Below are 22,303 nucleotides of genomic sequence, written 5' to 3'. Positions count from 1 at the left end.
CTCTCTATAACTATAAAAAATAGCTATGAAAAAATCTATCGTCATAGATTTCTTCATAGCTAATCTTAGTATGTTTTGTATATTAGCTAGGATGATTCAATTGAACATCATAAATATCCATTATTCAAGCTATGGCTTATGTATGTGCTTGAATAAGGGATTTTAACTTACTATAGTTTCACATTATGAAAATAAATTTTTTAATACTCTGTATAAAGAGCCTAATAATTGAAAGAAATCACCTGTCATGTATCTCACTCCTATCTATATAAAATTACGTTAGGTTTATACCTTATATCATTTTATTTATTTGTTGATGTTAATTGTTCACTTTGTACTAAATCTTCAGCAAGACCATGCCAGAACTGTTGCAATTCATCTCTAGTACGTTTTGTATCTGTACTGTCTTGGCCTACAAAGTCTACATGATCCCAGTCATGTTTTGTTGGAGTTACTTGCCATACACCTTTTTGATTTTTATCTGTAGCTTCAACATATTTTTGATTAAATGGATGTTGTGAAGAAATGACTGAAACAAGTCCATCATTTTCTCTCCATTCTTTCTCTTTAGCTTTTCCAATTAAATTACCAGTAATTGTAAATGGTAAGAACATGTTAAGATCAGCTTTTTGTTTTCCTGCCAATGTTTTATGTGTTGACTCGCCAGTATAAGTTTTATATACAATATTAGGATTTAATGATGTTTTTCGGTTTAAATCTGTTGCGCCATCGCGTGTTAAATCGTGTAAACCACTATCTTTTGATTTCCACAGTTTTGAATTTTGAACACGTTTAACATATTGAATATATGATTCGTTTGGTTTTTGTTTTAATCCCCAGTGTTCTAACCCAAAGTCTACACGTGAATCTTTATTACCATACATTTTACCTACGTCATATGCAAGTTGGCGTACAATCGCTTCGTTACCTAATAAGTCTGACGCATGTGTACCATTATGTGGTGTACCGAGTGTTGTAATAGATGACACCATATTGTCGTGGCCACCTTGGTATAATGGAGAAATTTCCCCACCATGTTGTTTTTGATATTCAACTTCTTCTGGATTACCATGTCTCAATAGCTCTTCTAATTGACGAATTGTTTGACCACCCATACTATGACCAACTAAATGTATTTTTTGACCTGGTTTCCAATCTTTATAAACACCTTCATAGGTTTTACCGTAACGCTCATGACCATATTTAGCTGCGTGTGCTGCACCATAGTCAACACGTCCACCTTTGATGTAGTAGTATAACTCAACAGCACGGTCATAGTTACTACCAAATGCACTTATACTTGCTTCATAAGCCTCATATCCATTTTCTTCCAAATCTTGGCGAATATTCATTTTATCGCCACCCCAATAATGCGTTAGCACTGATGGGTTGATATCGTCTGTAAATCCATTGAAACCATGTACTAAAATAATTGGATCATTATTTTTATATTGTTTTTGTTTTGCTGATTTATTTGTTTGATCCTCATTTTTTTCACTCACTTGTTGCTTAGACTGTTTATTAGTTGTAGCAACAGCATTACTTTCTAAATTAGCGAGACCATCTTGAGACCCTTTATCATTTTTAGAAGATTTATCTTTATCTGTAGTTGGATTCGCTTGCTTGTCAACTTTAAGGGGTTCCTCTTTACTATTTAAATTAAATGATTCAACTTTGGCGTCATCGTTCTTAGCAGTCACTTGTTGAGTGTCGTTATTTACTTCTTTATTTATCTCTTCTGTTGATTGGCTATCTTTTGATTGATTTTGAGCTGTTACTCGTAGTAAATCAGTAGTTTTAGATGATTGTGTATCTTGTTTACTCAAATTCTCTTTTTGAGAGTCTTCTTGTTTGGCAGCTGTATTATCGAGTTGTGAAGGTTTAGTTTTCACATCTTCATTGGACTGTGCTGCTTTTGAGTGTAAAGTTTGATTGTTTTCACTAGCATGCTTTTCCAGTTCAACTTGTTCTTGTTGTGGTTTCTCTTCGGAATGATTTTGAACAAATGCTTCATTTTCTTTATTTTGTTCAACTACAGATTCAGATTTATTGTCATTTTGAGAATCTTTTTGTTGCTGAATCAAATCCTCGTTTTTTGGTGTTTCGTTATGTAAGCTTTCATTTTCAGTAATAGAATTAACATTACTTTTCTCATTAACATTCTTATTTTGCGTTGATTGTTGTTCACTTAACTTTTCATTTCCATCCCCAATAGATTGTGTTGTGCTATTTTCAACAGTTCCCTTATCCTGTTGTTGCTCAGCTGCCTGAGCTGATCCTCCACCCATAAATAATAATGCTGCAATCAGAATGGATGATGCACCTACGCTAAATTTACGAATACTGTATTTGTTTTGTCTTGTCTTCACAATTAGCACCTCTATCTATTTGTTTATTTTAAAATGAAATTTTTCTCGATAATTTGTTAGATGAAAATATTAATAATTATACGTGGTATAAATCCAAAAATTTTACTAAAAATGGGTTTGATTGCTTCCATAACTATCTCCTTCCCACCAAAGGTAAGCGCTTCCATTATCGTTCAAAAAAATAAAAATTATAAAAATAATTTTAATAGGTCATAAAAGAATAATTCACTTATCTACTTTGGTTTGATTTGATTAATATATTACATCGATGTTCACAATTTGTCAACAATTACATGCAATTTAATTATTTATCATACTAATATTAAATCTAAAGAAATTGATAGTTATCTACATATACTATAAAATAATGGATTTATATGAAAATAAAGGATGATTAGTAATGGATATACAAAAATTTGAATCTTATCTAAAAATTAAACATTCATACTATTCGACTCCTTCTCTTGAAGCATTAAATTACTATGTAAGACGCTTTATGATAACTGTGCCATTTGAAAATATTAATGTTCAAAACAAGATTCCTATCTCAATCGATATCAAAGATTTATACAATAAAATTGTTATTCAACGTCGTGGCGGTTTTTGCTATGAATTAAATCATTTGTTTGCTACGTATTTAGAACATAAAGGCTTCCATGTCACTCGTGCTGCGGCAACAGTTCACACACCAAATGGTGGACGTAGTCCTGAAGGCTCGCATATGTCACTTTACGTTAATATCGAAGGAACACTTTATATTACTGATGTTGGATTTGGTGATTTACCTACAAGTATTATCGAGATAGGTTCTAAAACACAATTCATTCCAACATATGATAAAAATGGAGTTTACCGTGCTGTTTGGATTAATGACAATCAATATGCCTTACAGAAGCTTAGACAAAATAAATGGATGACACTCTATGAAGCGCATTTAAAATCTCAAAGCATTAAAGACTTTGAAGATAAAATAAGCTACAATGAGCATCATCCTCATTCTATTTTTGTACGACATTTGCTTATTACACAACCACAATCATTTGGACGTGCAACAATGACTTATCATTCTTTAACTTTAAGCAATGATAGTACTAAACATAAATATGACGTTACTACCAATAACTACAAATATTTTTTAAAAAAATATTTTAATTTAAACGTATCAATTATCCCATTTGAACCATAAATAGGATGAATCGTCATTCACTTTCATCCTATTTTTAATAATTGATTTATAAGATTCATCGAACAAATTCCCTATATTAGATTAATTAAAATTCTAAATTATACTACCTTACCATTCTTGAACCTTTTTGCGCTCGCCTTTAAAATTATTTCTTTTTTGATGGCGATGCGCTAGTACCTGTTCTACTTCTGAAAATGGAATATCCAAACTATGTAGTAACACAAAAAGGTGATACATGACATCTGCTGTTTCATTAATAACTTCTTCACGATTATGTTTTATCGCACCTATCACAACTTCAAATGCCTCTTCACCAAATTTCTTGGATATTTTCTCGATACCTTCCTTTAATAAATATTGAGTGTAAGAGTTAGATTGATTGCTTTTAGCACTTTGATGAATCGTTTGTGCTAATGCTTGAATTTTAAAGCGCGATTCAATTTCACTATTAAAACAACTCAGACTTCCAGTGTGACATGTAGGACCTTGTGGCATCACTTTGATTAAGATTGCATCTTGATCACAATCTAGATGAATACTCTCAACGTGTTGGAAATGACCAGAAGTTTCACCTTTAGTCCATAAACGTTGTTTAGATCTAGAGAAGAAGGTTACTTTCTTTTCTTTCAGAGTTTTTTGATAAGCTTCTTCATTCATATATCCCAACATTAATACGCTATCCGTTTGTGCATGTTGCAAAATTACCGGTACTAATCCCTTAGAAAAGTCTATAAGTTTATTCATCTCACAAGGATACCTCCTTCACGCATTTTATCTTTAATTTCTGCCACTGTAGTTTCTTGATCATGTAAAATACTTGCCGCTAAACCTGCCGAAACATCTGTTTGTTGAAATAGTTCAACAAAATGTTGTGCATTTCCTCCACCCCCAGAGGCAATAATCGGAATATTAACTAATTGTTTAATTTTTGCTAAATGTTCAATATCAAAACCTTGTTTCATTCCATCATGATGCATGCTAGTTATAAGCAATTCCCCAGCACCTAAAAGCTCTACTTCTTGTACCCAATCATATACCCTGACATCAGTTAATTTTTTACCACCGTGCGTAGTACAGAAATAATCCTTTCTGTCTTTATCATAAAAGCTATCAATAGCAATACAAATACATTGACGACCAAATTTCTCGCTTGCTTGTCGAATTAATTCTGGATGTTTTAAAGCGCTTGAATTGAGTGATATTTTATCTGCTCCGTGATTTAATAGTTGCGTAATATCATCTAAATTTTGAATCCCTCCTCCTACTGTTAAAGGGATAAATAATTGTTTTGCCGTTGCTTCTATCACTTCTATCATAAGATCATGTCCTGCTTCCGTCTTCGAAATATCAAGAAAGACTAGTTCATCTGCACCGGCTTCATTATAATAAAGAGCCAAATCAACTGGATTACCGATATCTCTTAATGACTGGAACTGGATACCCTTTACGACGCGTCCATCTTTAACATCTAAACATGGAATCACTCTTTTTTTAATCAAGATAATCCCTCCCAGAATTCATCCAGATGTGCTGCTTTTCCTACAATAGCAGCATGAACATTTAACGATTCTAATCGAAACAAGTCCTCTTGATGTCTAATACCTCCTGAAGCAATTACAGGCAACGATGTATAAAGTGCGAGACGACCTGTCAAATCAAAATTAGGTCCAGAAAGTTTCCCATCTTTCGAAATATCGGTATAAATCACACCACCCAAAGGTAAATGCTCAATTTTGGCAACATAATCAAATAAATTGAGTTTAGCATCCTCTTTCCATCCATTAATCTTTATTTTCTCTCCAAAAGCATCTACGGATAAGTAGAGTTTATTTGGAAATTGATGTGTCATATGTGTTAACCACTCTATATCTTGGATACCTTTTGTACCTACAATACAATAGTCTATTCCTGAATGAATATAATTTTCAATTGTTTGTTTTGAACGAATGCCGCCACCCACTTCTATAGGCTTAGTGGTCACCTTTCTTAAGGAACGGATGTAGTCGAATTCTTTTACCTCTTTTGCTTTAGCCCCAATTAAATCTACAATATGTATACGTTTCACACATTTAAATTGACTATAAAATCGGATACTGTCTTCTACAGATTTTTCCATTTTTTCTTTTGTATCATATTTGCCTTCTGTTAATCGAACACTTGTTGAATTAATCAAATCAATAGCTGGCCATAAATCAATCATTAATAAACCCTCCTTTAAGCGCTTGATTTAGAATCTCTAATCCATACGTTCCACTTTTTTCAGGATGAAACTGGATACCTATATAATTTCGGTATTGAATGACTCCCGGAATCTTTGTACCATAGTCAGCATAAGCTACGACATATTCTGACATTTCTGCTTGATATGAATGAACAAAATACACATCACTTTGCAGTAAGGGATGTGTACTCTTTAATTCATTCCAACCCAAATGAGGAATAGGATGAGATGATTGGATTGGCACTATATTTCCCGGGACAAGTTCCAATCCACTAACGTCACCTTCTGCGCTATGTTGAAAGAGTAATTGCATACCTAAACATATTCCAATTACCGGTTTATCATGTATATTTTTAAGCATATCTTTGATGCTTTTTTCTTCTATAGAATGCATCGCATCCTGAAAATGTCCAACACCTGGAAGTACGATAGCTTCAGCTTTTTGCACGTCTTTATCATTACATGTCAAAATCACATCATATCCTAAATGTTGAATCGCTCGAGTAACGTTACTTATGTTTCCCAATCCATAATCAATAATCGCAATCATTCAATTACTCCTTTAGACGATGGAATACGTCCATCTTCATTTTGTGCAAGAGAAATCTTTAATGCTCTTGCAAAAGATTTAAATATTGCCTCAATCTCATGATGTGTATTTCCACCTCTTAATAAGTCAATGTGAACGGTTAATCGCGCATTAATTACCAATGCTCTAAAAAATTCTTCAACTAGTTCAGTGTCAAAAGTTCCTACCTTTTGGGCGCTCAACTTGCTATTAAATGAGAAATATGGACGGCCACTAATGTCCACTACTGTTCGAGCAAGCGTTTCATCCATGGGTACATATGAGCAACCATATCTTGTAAAACTTTGTTGAGTCTTAACTAATTCAAGAAGTAATTGTCCAATAACTATACCTATATCTTCAGTTATATGATGATCATCAACATACGTATCTCCAGTGGCCTCAATAGATAAAGTTAATCCACTATGAAAAGTAAATAGCGTTAACATATGATCTAAAAATCCTACACCAGTATTAATATGAGATTGTGTTCCGTTATTAGCCAGTGAAATATTAAGCTGAGTTTCTTCAGTGTTTCTTTTGATTTGATAGTTCATAACATACGCTCCATTTCTTCACTATTTTTCCAGTAGAAGAAGTTGTTCTTCTGTAGCAATAGAGTAACGAACATACGCTTTCATTTTTATTAACAGATATCGTAATAACCTATCCTTATCGGCGTACATGAATCGATTTTTCATGATTAAATAAAGATTCTATATGTGCAATATGCTCAGCTGATTCTGCCACTTCGTTAAATGTTTTTTGTGATAAATGAATGACTGAATGTCGTGTCATAAAGTCATTCACAGAAAGCCCATTTGTAAATCTAGCTGTTTGATTAGTAGGAAGTACATGACTTGGACCTGCCATATAGTCCCCAATAACTTCAGGAGAAAAATGACCTAAAAAAAGTGCGCCTACATATTTAACTTTATCTATATACATTTCAGGTGCTCGAGTTTGAATAGATGCATGTTCAGGTGCAATCGTGTTCATAATTAAACATGCTTCTTCAGTATCTTGAGCTAATATTAGATAATGATGGTTAGCAATACTTTGTGATATGATATCTTGCCGTTCAACATACTGAAGTTTCTCTTGTATTATAGTGTTCAATTGATTAAGTACCTTTTCATTTTCACTAATCACATAAGTACAAGCCATTTCATCATGTTCTGCTTGTGCAAATACGTCATAAGCGATTGCGTCTAAGTCAGCACTTTCGTCTATAATCAAGGCTATTTCTGTCGGTCCTGCGATTTGGTCTATGCCTACTTGACCGAATACAAACTTTTTAGCATAAGCAACATATTGATTCCCTGGACCTACGATTTTGTCGACTTTTTTTATAGTTTCCGTGCCATAAGTTAGCGCTGCAATACTTTGTGCTCCGCCGACTTGATAAACATGATGAACACCTGTAATGTAACAAGCGGCTAACACCTCTTGACATATACCGTTATTTTGAGGTGGGGTAACAACAGTAATCTCATTAACACCTGCTACTTGAGCAAGTGTTGCAGTCATTAATACTGTAGACGGATAGCTAGCCTTACCTCCCGGCACGTAAATACCTACACGTTCGATAGGATGGTATCGTTCATAACATTCAGTTTGTTGAGATGATTCCTGTTTTACCTTAATATTTTCTTGGTACACTTTAATTCTCTGATAGCTTTGCTCTAATGCATCTCGTGTTTCATTATCTAGCATGTCGTATGCATTTTTTAGTTGGCTTTGCTCTAATTCAAGCTTCTCAGTTTCCACTTGATCAAATTGTAAATTATAATTTTTTAAAGCTTTATCTCCCTGTAATTTAACTTCTTCACAAATGTGACTCACTATCTCGTACAAAGATTCATTTAGAGATTCAACATTATTAAATTCTTTTAAAAATTGTTGTGCGCTAAGCATAGCTAATAGACACTCCCAACTGCTTGATTAGTCTCTCTATTTCAGATGATTGCTTAAAATATGATTCTTTATTTGTAATTAACTTAGCGTTAATTTCACTGATATACTTTTTCTCAACGAGCCCGTTAGCTGTAAGCGTAGAACCAGTTTGTACAATATCTACAATAGCATCAACCATATCCACTACACATGACAATTCAACTGAACCGTTAAGGTGAATCACTTCTACATCCATACCTTCTTTATTGAAGAATTGAGTAGCTGTATGTACATAGCTCGTTGCTACTTTTTTATAGCAAGATGTTTCTGGCTTTGCCGCCAACGCAAAATGACATTTACCAAATGGCAAATCGAGTAATTTATTAATATTATATTTTTGACCATTCAGAATATCACTCCCCACAATTCCTACATCAGCAATACCTTGTTCTACATAAGTAGGAACATCGCTTCCTTTAACTAAAATCATTTCAATGTTGTCGACTGTAAGCAATAACTGTCGCTGTCTATTTAAAAGTACAGTTGCAATATCTATCTGATTAACTTGTTGTAAATATTCGATAAAACTCTTTAATAAACGACCCTTTGCTAATGCAACTCGTAACATGGTGTTCCACCTCACCTTTTATAATTAAAGTGTTAATCCTAAACCAAAACCTTCTAGTGAACCGTGATAATATCCACCTGTCAAAACGCTATGAGTAGTATTTTTAAGATGACATTTTATAAAAATACCTTTGTAATAAGATCTAGGCGCTTGTGCAGTTACATCAAGGTGGATTTCAGTAATCCCATGATCAGTAAACCATTGTGCCCAAGATTGAATTGCCACCATTGCAGGGTGTCGCTCAGGTAAATAATGAGAGAGTATTTTAAGTTGATTTAATGTGTTCTCTTTAAGAATTTGAATGATGGGATGATTGAAAGTTAGTTTTTGAATAAGCCCTGATAAATTACGTTCTTCTATCATCTCCATAACTTCTCTAGTTTGATGATTTTTCTCTAAAAGTGCATCAATCAATTGATAGTGACCTAAAATGACAAATTGAATGTCATCATGAAGTACGTTTTGAATAAAATATTGGAAATCTAAGAAATTTTGAGTGATATTATCAAATTGTGGCTCGTAGTTCTCAATGCCGACTTGCTTTATAACTCTGTTATCTCTGATAATATCCCCTGCATAAGCTACTTTTTTTAAATGTGTTGGATAGTTCGAATAATATCTGAATAATTGATCGGTAAAATCATTTCTTAATGCATAAATAGATTTATTTTGTTGCCAAAAGCTTCTTTCATCCATTTGTTGCAAATCCTCATGAGTCAATCGTCGCCAATCCAATTCTTCAATTAAGTTAAAATCTACAACATTATACTTTTGTTGATGAAAAAACTTTAAAAAACGTAATTCCTTTTCTTTCATTGAAATGATGGTATTGTTCATATTTACGCCGCCCCTCCCTCACACTGAATTCTTTAGTTCGATAATACATTAAAGTAAAAATGTAGTAATACACTAACATGTTACAAGTTATCTGACAAGTATTTTTCAGAAAATTCTTTCTTTTATAATAAATTCTTTCTAAGTCTTTAATTATCAATTTTCAATTAAAATAAAAACCTCTTGCAAAGTAACTAATACTTTACAAGAGGCATATATTATTGATCAGTATTAAATTTTCAGTTATTACTAGGTTGTAAATTCATCATAGCACCAAATTCTTGTTGACAGTGGGTAAATGATACGAATGCTAACAATTCTACAATTTCTATATCAGTCAATGTCTTTGTTAAAACCTGTATTGTAGATTGTGGAACCCGTCCATTTTGTGACACATAAACATCAACAAAACCTATGCAAACTATAGATTTTTCATCGGTAAATTTCTTATTGGGTTTTCCTTTAGATTTGCAGTATAGACAACCACTGTTTTGAGCTAGTATTTTTCTAATTTCTTCTTTTAAATCAACAGATAATTGCCCCTCATTTTTTAATATATCTTCCAATGCATTCCATTTTTCTTGAACACTAGGGAGATGTCCGAGAAGTTTGTCAAAAGAAGTATCACCACGATGAGATAAGTTAATTATAGCCATCTAATCACCTCTTATTTATTTTAATTAATCAAACACCAATGATGAATGTTATAATTAAAGTAAATTTATAGTTTACTTATTAATAATAAGGAGATTTGCCCATTGGACCTAACAAATCAAAAGATCCTACACTTACTTGAGCAAAATAGTAAGCTATCGCTTTCTGAAATTGGAAAGGAAGTAAATTTATCTACACCCTCTGTTCGAGAACGAATCTATAAACTTATTGATTCGAAAATCATTGAACGATATACAATCGACATTAATTACGATGCATTAGGTTTCGATATTAATGTTTTGATAGAAGTAACTATAAAAAATAACCTATATAAAGATTTCAAAGCATTCATTTCAGTTCAAAACAATGTTGATTTTTGCTATAGAATTTCTGGAGATAGTTGCTTTATATTTAAAGCGCATTTTAAAAAGATGAGCGAAGTCGAAACACTCATCAACGAAATCCAATATTATGGTCATACAAAAACACATTTTATATTTTCAGAAACAAAATAGTGTTTTATAATTTATCAATATTGTCGTTTATGTAATACTATATAAAGAAATGTAAAAACACAATTGGGTTGGTAGTCCCAATGCAAATTACTTATATTTGTCAGTAACCTTCCTCCTCAGGTCGTCCATCATTTCAATTTTAAATTGAGGAGGGACTTATCTGTGAAATTATCTATTTTTCATGATGGTCAATTTTTTGTAGGTGTCGTGGAATACCAAGAAGGCTTCATTCATAAATATCTAAAAGTTACATTTGGCAATGAACCTAGCGATGAAACAGTGTTACGATTCATAACTTTTAAACTTATTCCTTTATTAAATCAAACACATGGCAAGAAGAAACCTATTCAAAAGCATAAAAAGATTAATCCAAAACGTTTACAACGTAAAATCGCTAAAGAACAAAAAGAGACCAATTTAACTACATTTGCTCAACAAGCGATTAAAGAAGAACAAGAATTGAATAAGCTAAAGAGTAAAAAACTTCAGCGTTTAGAAAAAGAACGACACAGACAATACAAAAGAATGTTAAAAAGAAAAAAAGCACATGAAAAGCACAAAGGTCACTAATTTTAATTGAGTCTGCCACATATATTAAATGTGGCAGACTCAAAACTTTTTCAAATTAATATAGATAACTTAAATCTACCAATTTGAAGTTAATCATTCCTTCATTTTTAATTACTCATAAAAACTACGAATTCATTGTACTTTTAGTTATTATCCAACGTTTGTAGATTAAAAAAACAACGATCTCCTTTATTAATTACATCGTCCCAGTTAGCATCATAATTATATCCAAGTTTTTGTGCTAATTTAATAGAATTTGTATTATATTGATTTGTTCGAATTAATTTTGGTGTTATGGTATCATGCTTTTTTAAATGACGGGCAATCTCCTCCATTGACTCAAAAGCTAAACCAACACCAGTATACGATGGAAAGATTCTATAATACGCATTAAGAAACTGTTGTTGATGAATTGTACGATACTCAAATCCCGCTATTCCCACTACTTCGTGATTATCTCTCATAATTAAAATGAAGTAACCAAATTGATATTCATCCCAATGCCTCATCCATCCTTTAATAAAATCTTGGGTTGCTACTTTATTCTGATGAATACCTTTAGGTGTATACTTTGTAGCTACCTTATTTGTATGCAATTGATAAAGTTCATCTGTATAACTCAAATTAGGCTTCACTAGCTTTAATCTATGTGTTTCTAACATCTACATCCCTCTTTCCAATAAATTATTCAATTGTAGATAACTTAATATTGTTTACGCACTCTTTTCACTATTGAGAAGAGTATATATTGTATTTAGACTTACGTCAGTCTCACCAAAAAATTTCACATAACATTCAATTTTGACACTATAGTTCACCTTATATTTATACTTATTCACTAGTAAATGTGTCTAATCAATGATCATATTGTGTCTAAAATATTACAAAATGGAATAGGTAGTATTATAAATATGTATTTTTGTTATATAGCCTATCGTCTTATAATAGGAATCAGCGCAATAATTTAATTATTTTTGCACGAATTCTTAAACCAAAGAAAGGTGAGCAAAAAAATGGCTAATAAAGAGTCAAAAAATGTTGTTATTATTGGCGCTGGTGTCTTAAGTACGACATTTGGTTCTATGATTAAAGAATTAGAACCTGATTGGAACATCAAACTCTATGAACGCTTAGATCGTCCAGGTATTGAAAGTTCTAACGAAAGAAACAATGCCGGTACAGGACATGCGGCGTTATGTGAATTGAACTATACAGTACAACAACCTGATGGTTCAATTGATATAGAAAAAGCCAAAGAAATCAACGAACAATTCGAGATTTCAAAACAATTCTGGGGTCACTTAGTAAAAAGTGGTAACATCAGTAATCCTAGAGATTTCATTAATCCACTTCCTCACATTAGTTTCGTAAGAGGTAAAAATAACGTTAAATTCTTAAAAAACCGTTACGAAGCAATGCGTAACTTCCCTATGTTCGATAACATCGAATATACAGAAGATATCGAAGAAATGAGAAAATGGATGCCATTAATGATGACAGGTCGTACTGGTAACGAAATCATGGCGGCTAGTAAAATTGACGAAGGTACAGATGTTAACTACGGTGAATTAACTCGTAAAATGGCAAAAAGTATTGAAAAACATCCAAATGCTGATGTTCAATACAACCACGAAGTAATTAATTTCAATCGTCGTAAAGACGGTACTTGGGAAGTTAAAGTTAAAAACCGTAATTCTGGAGACGTTGAAACTGTTCTAGCTGATTATGTATTTATCGGTGCAGGCGGTGGCGCTATTCCACTATTACAAAAAACTGGTATCCCAGAAAGTAAACATCTTGGTGGATTCCCTATCAGTGGTCAGTTCTTAATTTGTACAAACCCTGATGTAATTAATGAACATGACGTCAAAGTATATGGTAAAGAACCACCAGGCACACCTCCAATGACTGTACCACACTTAGATACACGTTATATCGAAGGTGAAAGAACATTATTATTTGGACCATTTGCAAATATTGGCCCTAAATTCTTAAGAAACGGTTCTAACTTAGACTTATTCAAATCAGTTAAACCTTATAACATCACAACATTACTAGCATCTGCAGTTAAAAACTTACCTTTAATCAAATACTCTATCGACCAAGTATTAATGACTAAAGAAGGTTGTATGAACCATCTACGCACGTTCTACCCTGAAGCTCGTGACGAAGATTGGCAATTATACACTGCAGGTAAACGTGTTCAAGTTATCAAAGATACTAAAGAACACGGTAAAGGATTCATTCAATTTGGTACAGAAGTTGTTAACTCTAAAGACCACTCTGTTATCGCACTATTGGGTGAATCACCTGGAGCATCAACTTCAGTATCAGTAGCCCTAGAAGTTTTAGAGAAAAACTTTGCTGAGTATGAAAAAGATTGGACTCCAAAATTACAAAAAATGATTCCATCATATGGTAAATCTCTTATCGATGATGTTAAGTTAATGAGAGCAACTCGTAAACAAACATCTAAAGATTTAGAATTAAATTATTACGAATCTAAATAAAATACTTTCCCTGTAAAATATAAAAATGATGAAGAGAAAATAAATAAGTATAAAATATTTCTCCCTATACTCAAAACCTTAATTAATATTAAATTAGAGTAAATAAATTTAGAAACAAAATTAACCCCTACCCCTGATACCTCCAACGAAGTCGAGCCAACTTCGTTGGAGGATTTTTTATATTCTTTCTTAGCGAATTAAGTATCTGTCACAGTATGTATCTAACAAATCAGCGATACAGCAAAATTTATAAATTGTCCTTTTTTAAACTCAATGATTTAAAATAACTAATCACACGATTCCGTCACAATTTATTTTTTATAAACACCGTTTCTATATAAAAAATAAGTTTATCTCTCTTTATATAAAAACAAACTTAAATATCATCTCATTATACATTTTTAAAAACGTAGTTTAACTCCTTTACTCTTTATATAAATATGTTCATTGTACTAAAGGCCATTTAAAATTCCATGTTGCAAGTCATCATAGATACGAAGAAGTCTATGAATTGATTTAATTTCAGAATATAATCGAACGGAACCTTGAACAATTTCATAACTCTACTATAAAAAACACCCGTCCTAAGACGAGTGAAAATAAAAAGAGTTAGAAATAAAAGGAAACTAAACATAAAAAGAACAATATAATAGATGATGGTCAATTGATGTATTATATGAGGTATTGAAGAATTTTCACTTTGTTTGCACTTCAAATAAAATAGACAGGGACGGATATGTCCATCTTATATTCATCCAACCATCATCTCTATATCATTCTTAAATCGTAAAAATTACGATTTAATGTTATGTTACTTTCTTCTAATTGCAATGTCAAATGAAAATGTATGTGTTTAATTATTTTTTTAGACATACGTTATTTTACTTCAGTATTAAATGAAATATTTTTAGTTTATAATTCAATAATCCTCACTATGAGCAACCTCAAATCAACAATCACATGTTCTTTTTTATATTTATGTGAAATTTCACAACATTTTTCTGGAAGATATATTTACTCTTGATTGTCAAATATCATCATTCTCTTATGTATACTTCATTTCTTTTTAAAGAATATAGTAATATAGACACACTAAAAAAGTTTAAAAACCCGTTAATTTAATGAGAGCAAAAAAATTGATAAGTCATCTTACTGTATCTAGAATAACAAGTACAAGAAACGTAATTATTGTAATAAAGAGAGAAGGGGTTATAATAATGACAAAATTTAACTTTGATCAAGTTCACAGTGATATTCAGTTTAAAATTAAACATCTTATGGTGTCCCAAGTAAAAGGAACATTTAAGCAATTCGATGTTCAATTAGATGGAGATATTAATGATTTAACTTCACTAAAAGCAACAGCTACTATTATTCCAAGTTCAATTGACACTCAAAATGAGGACAGAGACAACCATTTAAGATCAAACGATTTCTTTGGTACAGAAGACAACGATAAAATGACATTTGTAACTAAAGAAATTAACGAAAATCAAGTAGTTGGAGATTTGACAATTAAAGGTGAAACTCATGAAGAGACATTTGATGTTGAATTTAATGGTGTAAGTAAAAATCCAATGAATGGACAGCAAGTCACTGGTTTTATCGTTAGTGGAACAATTAACCGCGAAAAATATGGTATTAATTTTAACCAAGCTTTAGAAACTGGTGGCGTGATGTTAGGTAAAAACGTAAAATTTGAAGCATCAGCAGAATTTAGCATCGACAATTAAACGATTTGTTATAGAAAATTTTCTTAAGCTTTTATCTTTAACAGTAAAATACAAGAACACATATTATAAATGCCTGGGACACATTAAATGTCTCAGGCATATTTATTTATGGCAATCGTTGCATTAATAGAAAATACAATGAGTTGTATCAAATTTTCAAATTAAGCTATACGAGTGAGGAACATAAAGTTTTATTCAACCTTTGTTCTACTTCTTTTATTTATACATAACAACTTATTCTATACGCTTTTTCAAGAGTTTATTGAAATTGATAACTCTCATATCCTTTAGCAAAACCATTAACTGTATAAAGCATAGATCCACCTTCAGAATGGTTTTCAATATCATTAGTACAAATTATAAGTTGATTTGTACCAGGTATAAATTGTGGATGTGTTGTACGTAACATCTTTCCATCATCACGTCCTGGCATTAAAATTTGACCTATAGGATAACCTCTCTTATTGAAAACTAATACACGTCCTTGGCCATACATAGCTACATATAAATTATCATCACTATCAATACAACAAGAATCCGGTCCTTCATGACCTGTAAAATAATATGGTATTGTCGCTCCAAATGGTGCAATAGTCACACCATCATTCTCTAATGCGATTCGGTGAAGTCGATTAGTTGTAGTTTCAGTTACCCATAGCACTTTTTCATCCGTACTTAAAGCAATACCATTCGCCACAGAAATATTTTGAATAATTGGCGTAACCGTCTTAAAGTCTGGATCTACATAGTAAACACCGCCCAAAGGTTGTGTAGAATACCCTCTAAAATCCGTGAAATAAAATCCGCCTTTACTGTCAAAAACCATGTCATCAATACAATATTCTGTATTTAAATCAGAAATAATTTCTTCTATTTGTTCACCTTTTTCTGTTGTCGCAAATATGCCTCCAGTTGTCTTAAAATCACCTAGATAACAGATAAATAAACGACCATCTTTATGTACTTTAATCGCTGCCGGATTATCTTTAACAGACTGAAATTTTGTTGTAACCTCTTTTGTTGCGGGATTAACTTTAAAAATATTCCCTTCAAACACGTCTAATAAGAATAACTGACCTTCGCGATTAAAATTAAGTCCTTCTAGTTGTAACCCTTTATCTGAAATTTTCACCCACGGCTCTGCTGTTACCGTTTGCAATTCACTTTCTGACACAATTGGCACTGCACTTTCTGATTTACCAGTATATTTTAATGTTGGTAATTTTTGATTTGCCATCGATTGAATCCCTCTCTTTATTCAGTGACTTTATTCTCATTTTATAAAATTTTATATTAAATGTCATTATAGCTACACGACTACACTTTTATTCATATATGAAAACCACCACATCTTATATCGGTCAAATGAAGGATTTATAGGCTATCTTATTGAAAGTAATTCTCATTTTGATACAATATTAAAATGTCTAATTTTTAAACTTCAATCACTATCATTTTTTTATATAACTTCAAATACTTTTAAATTAACTAAAATTGACTAAAGAGGAGCACAGATTTATGGATTATAGAGTACTACTTTATTATAAATATGTAACTATAGATGACCCTGAAACTTTTGCAGCCGAACATTTGAAATTTTGTAAGGAACATCATTTAAAAGGAAGAATACTAGTTTCAACGGAAGGCATTAATGGAACATTATCTGGAACAAAAGAAGATACTGATAAATATATAGAGCATATGCATGCAGATAGTCGTTTTGCTGATTTAACTTTTAAAATTGATGAAGCTGAAAGTCATGCGTTTAAAAAGATGCACGTGCGTCCAAGACGTGAAATTGTTGCACTTGACTTAGAAGAAGATATTAATCCACGTGAAATTACCGGTAAATACTATTCTCCTAAAGAATTTAAAGCCGCACTAGAAGATGAAAATACTGTTATATTAGATGCTCGAAATGATTATGAATACGATTTAGGACATTTCCGTGGAGCTATTCGTCCTGATATAACACGATTCCGTGACTTACCTGAATGGGTGCGTAATAATAAAGAACAACTCGACGGAAAAAATATTGTCACATATTGTACAGGTGGCATTCGTTGTGAAAAATTTTCTGGTTGGTTAGTAAAAGAAGGATTTGAAAACGTAGGTCAGTTGCATGGTGGTATTGCTACATACGGTAAAGACCCTGAAACTAAAGGGCTATATTGGGATGGTAAGATGTATGTATTTGATGAACGTATTAGTGTCGATGTGAATCAAATTGATAAAACAGTCATCGGCAAAGAGCATTTTGATGGTACACCTTGTGAACGTTATATTAATTGTGCAAACCCTGAATGTAATAAACAAATTCTTGTTTCTGAAGAAAATGAAGAAAAATATTTAGGTGCATGTTCGTATGATTGTGCAAAACATGAGCGCAATCGCTACGTTGCCCGTCATCATATTAGCAATGAAGAATGGCAACGTCGTTTAAATAATTTCAAAGATGTGCCTGAACACACACATGCATAATTCAAACACGCCTTTATTGTGAGTTTAACATTTCACATATAAAGGCGTATTTTATATGATTTAAATATCTATAATAACTTTTAACCCTGTTTTTTGACATAAAGAATACGCAAAATGGCATATGTTGATATCATTTATATCACTGATAGTTTTAAAATAAATAATATAATAAGTCTACTTAAGGAGTGTTTGCATGGAAATATTAGTCACAGCATTTGAACCATTTGGAGATGAAAAAATTAATTCTGCACTAGAGGCTGTTAGCCATTTGGAAACTAAAATTGGCTGTCATAAAATTGATCGATTGATACTTCCTACAGTATTTCATGACTCTGCGGATATGATTGCTAAAGTGTTAAAATCTAAAAATTATGATGTTGCTCTAGCTATCGGACAAGCAGGTGGTCGTAGTGAAATCACTCCTGAGCGTGTAGGTATAAATATAGATGACGCACGCATTAAAGATAATCAAGGACACCAACCTATTGATCAAGTTATACGTCACGATGGCGCACCTGCTTATTTTTCTAATTTACCTATCAAAAGAATGACAATGGCAATTCAAAAGGCTGGTCTTCCTAGCAGACTATCTAATTCCGCTGGAACATTTGTATGTAATCATATCTTATATCAACTCGGATATATGGCAGACCATTTTTACCCTGACTTATTATTTGGATTTATACACGTGCCTTTGATTCCTGAACAAACAATCAATCATTCTCAACAATCTTCAATGTCCGTTGAAGATATCGTAAAAGGATTAACTGAAGCAATCAAAGCTATCGACTTCGTTGAAGATAACAAGATCGCATTAGGAGAAATCCAATAGTCTCTTAGTTCACTAATCATTCTGTATGTACTTTAAACAGGTGGCCCTGGGAACATCAAGCTCGTTTGACGTTTGCTCACATATGTATTAGCAAAAGCGTGCATGATAAGAATATAGAGTAATTGATGTTCTTTAAATAGCCCATCATTCCCTTCTGCATAAGCATAATCACCAATTTGTTTCCAACTCGCAATTTGTGTATCTCGCTTTATATCTTTGATAGTAGTATGATGTTTCTCATTAGCATGAATATTTAATATTATACCGTCAATTTTTAATATTCCATACGTCTCCTCATAACCATTACTTTGCTTATCAAATAACGCTTCACACTGCCTACCTTTTGAATCATGATATTCAACTTTAAAATGTTTTTTCTCCATATATCGCGATACCTTAATATAAGCTACACTATTATTATTCACATCACATATCTCATATTGATTTAATTTTAAACCTAAGGTCAAATAACCAATACATTTTTGAATAAAATTTTTATACACTTTCGATATCATACCAACAGGTTGCTGAGCGTCATTTTTTATAATTGAAGTCTGCGTTGAGAATCGATTTCTTTTTAAATATTTATACATTTTGTCACCCATCTCGTTAATATCATACTTTTATCATATACAACAGACTTCTCTAAATCAAAATCTCTTTATTATAAAATCATTTTAAATCCAAAAAGTATTTTTGAAAATATTTCTAATTATCTGTATACTTTAAACAAATACTTTGCAAGTTAAAAAGGGATGAATAAAAATATTAAAATGAAAAACAAACGAAAAATAAACAATACGCTTGTTTATACTATCTCTGTTTTAATTATTGTTGTTATTACTCTTATTGCGGGTATCTTTCCTAAAGCATTTGGGATGTATGCGCAGAGCGTTTATGATTGGATTACAAATTGGTTTGGTTGGCTATTCCTTATCATTGTCTTTATTTTAGATGTATTTTTAATATTCTTAGCTTTTTCTAGATATGGTCGATTTAAACTTGGTTCGGATGAAGAAGAACCAGAATTTTCCATGCTATCTTGGATTGGCATGTTATTTTCAGCAGGTCTTGGCGTCGGTATAGTCTTTTGGGGTGTTGCAGAACCTTTAACGCATTATCTCCATTCACCCTTCCCTGGAAAAATTGCAGATCACTCTGAAGAATCAGCACGTGTTGCGATGGGATATACATTCTTCCATTGGGGTATTTCACAATGGTCAATATTTGCAATTTCAGGATTAATCGTTGCATACTTTCAATTTAGAAAACAACGTAACGGGCTTATTTCAACAGCTATGGAACCCGTTTTTGGTGAAGCTTATAAACGTCCTTTCAGGAATATTATTGATATATTAGCTATTATCGCAACCGTCATGGGAATTGCTACGTCGATTGGTTTGGGAATTATGCAAATCGGTGGTGGATTAAACCATCTCTTTGATGTTCCTAATAATAATTTCACTAAAATCTTAATTACTATTTTGATGGTAGCCATATTTTTAGGATCTTCATTAACTGGCTTAAATCACGGTGTAAAATGGTTAAGTAATTTAAATATTTTATTAGGTGCTATTTTACTTATATTTATTTTGATTTTTGGAGATTTAAAATTTATTTTAGAATCATACACACTAGCAATTTCTGATTATTTGCAGCATTTTATAGAATATAGTTTACGCGTAAATCCATACTCAGGAGATGATAGTTGGATTCAACAGTGGACTGTTTTCTATTGGGCTTGGGTTATTTCTTGGTCCCCTTTTATTGGGGGCTTTGTAGCAAGAGTATCTCGAGGACGTACAATTAGAGAATTTGTCGTAGGTGTACTCATTATTCCTCCTCTAATTTCGTTTACATGGATTGCAGGTTTTGGAGGTACAGCTATTAAACTTGCTTTAAATCATAACGACAAGCTTGTTCATATTGTAGATAAAGATTATACTGTTGCCTTGTTTGAATTATTATCACATTTTCCATTGTCGGAAGTCACTAGTTCCTTAGCTATTGTACTTATTTTCATCTTTATTGTAACAAGTGCTGATTCAACTACGCATATTGTTGCAGGTATGGCTACAGGTGGTTCTATCAATCCAACTTTAAAACATAAAGTCCTATGGGGTCTACTTATTGGGGCGATTTCAGTTGCTATGACAATTGCAGGTGGTCTTAAAAGTTTACAAACTGCATCAGTTATTACAGGTCTACCATTCTCTATCATTTTATTATTAATGATATTCTCACTCATGAGGGCTTTAAAAAGAGAACCCATCCATCATTTTAAAATGACATCAATTGATGATGAAAAAGATTACTCTATTTCATTAGAAGAGCGTGAAAAACAGGACGAACAAGATAACAAGTAACACATCTTTAATTAAGTAATGCTATTATTCATTTTCTTTATTATTCTTTTGAACTATGACGCAACGGGAGCGGGACAGAATTCATATTGAATTCGTTGTCCCACTCCCGTTTATCTATGTTTTAAAATAATATTCTCGTTTTTTAATTTGCTATATATAATCATTTATGACAATGTAGCACTTGTGACATACCCATCTTTAACGTGGAAAACGATGTTTCCTTTTCCGACTTGATAACCGTACAAGCCATCTGTCTTACTTGTTTTGTTTTTAGATAATGACGGCTGATAATTATAATTTTTTCCATACTTTTGTTTAACTTGATCTAAAGTAACAGTTCTGGAAGCAATTTTAAATTGTACGTTGTTTGCTTTATTTCCATTAATTTGTTGAAATGTCTGATCGTATATTTTTTTAGTAGCAGTCTTAGATTCATATTTTTGATTTACCTTAATACCATTAAATGTAACGTTTCCAGCTTTTAAACCTTGATAAAATGAATTGCTAAGTACAAAGTCGCCACCCGATGCAGTATAACCATTATATTTATACCAGTAACTGTGTGCTGTTTGTGCCTTTGCTTCATTAGATACACCATTATGCTCTGTTACGTTTAAACCTAAAACTGCACCTAAAGTAATACCACTTACGACAAATGCTTTTGCAAACCTTTTCATAATGTATCACACTCCTAATATAAAATAATAATGTGTTGCTACACTCAACATATAATATTCCATTAATTATTACAACTATCTATTAATAGGTAAAAAATCTCTTAATGGTTTTTATCGGTGCTCTATCAATCTTTATTTTGAAATTGAATGAGAGCGAAGCTGGGACAAAAAGGTTCAAGATAAGTAAAAAAAGACAATTTCTATTGAAATAATATAGAAATTGTCTTTTTTATAATTTTTTTGATTATTTTCAGCTCGTTGAG

Annotated in this window: 22 protein-coding genes; 8 read left to right on the top strand and 14 right to left on the bottom strand. The window is 32.1% G+C overall.

Annotated features, from left to right (window positions below; genetic code table 11):
* Positions 1–302: 302 nt before the first annotated feature.
* Complete coding sequence (gene gehC / locus AC1Q7N_RS11090) at positions 303–2,369, bottom strand: YSIRK domain-containing triacylglycerol lipase GehC (RefSeq protein ID WP_001829425.1); 2,067 nt, start codon at positions 2,367–2,369, stop codon at positions 303–305.
* Between the two features lie 400 nt (positions 2,370–2,769).
* Here gehC and AC1Q7N_RS11085 point away from each other — a divergent pair, with 400 nt between their 5' ends.
* Positions 2,770–3,555, top strand: a complete 786-nt coding sequence (locus tag AC1Q7N_RS11085) for an arylamine N-acetyltransferase family protein (RefSeq protein ID WP_001829426.1) — start codon at positions 2,770–2,772, stop codon at positions 3,553–3,555.
* Positions 3,556–3,663: 108 nt separating this feature from the next.
* Here AC1Q7N_RS11085 and hisIE read toward each other — a convergent pair whose 3' ends face one another.
* The 9 genes from hisIE to AC1Q7N_RS11040 form a co-directional block, all read right to left on the bottom strand.
* The gene (hisIE, locus tag AC1Q7N_RS11080) at positions 3,664–4,299 is read right to left on the bottom strand and encodes a bifunctional phosphoribosyl-AMP cyclohydrolase/phosphoribosyl-ATP diphosphatase HisIE (RefSeq protein ID WP_001829420.1); all 636 of its coding nucleotides are present in this window, start codon (positions 4,297–4,299) and stop codon (positions 3,664–3,666) included.
* Complete coding sequence (gene hisF, locus AC1Q7N_RS11075) at positions 4,296–5,054, bottom strand: imidazole glycerol phosphate synthase subunit HisF (RefSeq protein ID WP_001829431.1); 759 nt, start codon at positions 5,052–5,054, stop codon at positions 4,296–4,298. Before hisF ends, hisIE begins: the two co-directional genes overlap by 4 nt.
* A complete protein-coding gene (gene hisA, locus AC1Q7N_RS11070; protein WP_001829444.1) occupies positions 5,051–5,755 on the bottom strand; it encodes a 1-(5-phosphoribosyl)-5-((5-phosphoribosylamino)methylideneamino)imidazole-4-carboxamide isomerase in 705 nt (234 codons plus the stop codon). The genes hisF and hisA overlap by 4 nt, the downstream gene beginning before the upstream one ends.
* The gene (gene hisH, locus AC1Q7N_RS11065) at positions 5,748–6,326 is read right to left on the bottom strand and encodes an imidazole glycerol phosphate synthase subunit HisH (protein ID WP_001829439.1); all 579 of its coding nucleotides are present in this window, start codon (positions 6,324–6,326) and stop codon (positions 5,748–5,750) included. The genes hisA and hisH overlap by 8 nt, the downstream gene beginning before the upstream one ends.
* Positions 6,323–6,901 carry an imidazoleglycerol-phosphate dehydratase HisB gene (gene hisB, locus AC1Q7N_RS11060; protein WP_002437839.1) on the bottom strand — a complete coding sequence of 193 codons (579 nt, stop codon included), beginning with the start codon at positions 6,899–6,901 and terminating at the stop codon, positions 6,323–6,325. Before hisB ends, hisH begins: the two co-directional genes overlap by 4 nt.
* 115 nt (positions 6,902–7,016) lie before the next feature.
* Positions 7,017–8,261, bottom strand: coding sequence for a histidinol dehydrogenase (gene hisD / locus AC1Q7N_RS11055; RefSeq protein WP_001829419.1), 1,245 nt, complete (start codon positions 8,259–8,261; stop codon positions 7,017–7,019).
* Positions 8,254–8,868, bottom strand: coding sequence for an ATP phosphoribosyltransferase (gene hisG / locus AC1Q7N_RS11050; protein ID WP_001829424.1), 615 nt, complete (start codon positions 8,866–8,868; stop codon positions 8,254–8,256). Before hisG ends, hisD begins: the two co-directional genes overlap by 8 nt.
* Before the next feature lie 24 nt (positions 8,869–8,892).
* Positions 8,893–9,705, bottom strand: coding sequence for an ATP phosphoribosyltransferase regulatory subunit (locus AC1Q7N_RS11045; protein WP_001829417.1), 813 nt, complete (start codon positions 9,703–9,705; stop codon positions 8,893–8,895).
* A 236-nt stretch (positions 9,706–9,941) separates the two neighbouring features.
* Positions 9,942–10,358 (bottom strand): carboxymuconolactone decarboxylase family protein, encoded by a 417-nt coding sequence (locus AC1Q7N_RS11040; RefSeq protein WP_001829440.1) that lies wholly within the window; start codon positions 10,356–10,358, stop codon positions 9,942–9,944.
* A 102-nt stretch (positions 10,359–10,460) separates the two neighbouring features.
* Here AC1Q7N_RS11040 and AC1Q7N_RS11035 point away from each other — a divergent pair, with 102 nt between their 5' ends.
* Complete coding sequence (locus AC1Q7N_RS11035; protein ID WP_001829421.1) at positions 10,461–10,871, top strand: Lrp/AsnC family transcriptional regulator; 411 nt, start codon at positions 10,461–10,463, stop codon at positions 10,869–10,871.
* Between the two features lie 162 nt (positions 10,872–11,033).
* The gene (locus AC1Q7N_RS11030) at positions 11,034–11,441 is read left to right on the top strand and encodes a YjdF family protein (RefSeq protein WP_001829438.1); all 408 of its coding nucleotides are present in this window, start codon (positions 11,034–11,036) and stop codon (positions 11,439–11,441) included.
* 143 nt (positions 11,442–11,584) lie between these two features.
* Here AC1Q7N_RS11030 and AC1Q7N_RS11025 read toward each other — a convergent pair whose 3' ends face one another.
* Positions 11,585–12,103, bottom strand: a complete 519-nt coding sequence (locus AC1Q7N_RS11025) for a GNAT family N-acetyltransferase (protein ID WP_001829416.1) — start codon at positions 12,101–12,103, stop codon at positions 11,585–11,587.
* A gap of 351 nt (positions 12,104–12,454) precedes the next feature.
* Here AC1Q7N_RS11025 and lqo point away from each other — a divergent pair, with 351 nt between their 5' ends.
* Positions 12,455–13,951: an L-lactate dehydrogenase (quinone) gene (gene lqo / locus AC1Q7N_RS11020; protein WP_001829441.1), complete on the top strand. Its 1,497-nt coding sequence runs from the start codon at positions 12,455–12,457 to the stop codon at positions 13,949–13,951.
* A gap of 1,217 nt (positions 13,952–15,168) precedes the next feature.
* Entirely contained in the window at positions 15,169–15,684 is a 516-nt protein-coding gene (locus AC1Q7N_RS11015) for a YceI family protein (protein ID WP_001829423.1), read from the top strand.
* 259 nt (positions 15,685–15,943) lie between these two features.
* Here the strand turns inward: AC1Q7N_RS11015 and AC1Q7N_RS11010 are convergent, their stop codons facing one another.
* On the bottom strand, positions 15,944–16,921 hold the full coding sequence (locus AC1Q7N_RS11010; RefSeq protein ID WP_001829433.1) for an SMP-30/gluconolactonase/LRE family protein: 978 nt from the start codon (positions 16,919–16,921) through the stop codon (positions 15,944–15,946).
* Between the two features lie 281 nt (positions 16,922–17,202).
* Between AC1Q7N_RS11010 and trhO the strand changes: the two genes are divergently transcribed.
* Both trhO and pcp read left to right on the top strand, forming a co-directional pair.
* Complete coding sequence (gene trhO / locus AC1Q7N_RS11005) at positions 17,203–18,165, top strand: oxygen-dependent tRNA uridine(34) hydroxylase TrhO (protein ID WP_002469248.1); 963 nt, start codon at positions 17,203–17,205, stop codon at positions 18,163–18,165.
* A gap of 193 nt (positions 18,166–18,358) precedes the next feature.
* Positions 18,359–18,997 (top strand): pyroglutamyl-peptidase I, encoded by a 639-nt coding sequence (gene pcp / locus AC1Q7N_RS11000; RefSeq protein ID WP_002468596.1) that lies wholly within the window; start codon positions 18,359–18,361, stop codon positions 18,995–18,997.
* Positions 18,998–19,029: 32 nt separating this feature from the next.
* Here pcp and AC1Q7N_RS10995 read toward each other — a convergent pair whose 3' ends face one another.
* Complete coding sequence (locus tag AC1Q7N_RS10995; RefSeq protein WP_002468600.1) at positions 19,030–19,590, bottom strand: tubby C-terminal domain-like protein; 561 nt, start codon at positions 19,588–19,590, stop codon at positions 19,030–19,032.
* A 180-nt stretch (positions 19,591–19,770) separates the two neighbouring features.
* Here AC1Q7N_RS10995 and AC1Q7N_RS10990 point away from each other — a divergent pair, with 180 nt between their 5' ends.
* On the top strand, positions 19,771–21,363 hold the full coding sequence (locus AC1Q7N_RS10990; protein ID WP_002495210.1) for a BCCT family transporter: 1,593 nt from the start codon (positions 19,771–19,773) through the stop codon (positions 21,361–21,363).
* Between the two features lie 164 nt (positions 21,364–21,527).
* Here the strand turns inward: AC1Q7N_RS10990 and isaB are convergent, their stop codons facing one another.
* Entirely contained in the window at positions 21,528–22,040 is a 513-nt protein-coding gene (gene isaB / locus AC1Q7N_RS10985) for an immunodominant staphylococcal antigen IsaB family protein (RefSeq protein WP_002469293.1), read from the bottom strand.
* Positions 22,041–22,303: the final 263 nt, after the last annotated feature.

This window comes from Staphylococcus sp. GW823-FHT05F06 (assembly GCF_058795495.1).
This window is presented reverse-complemented; position numbering and strand designations above follow the sequence as displayed.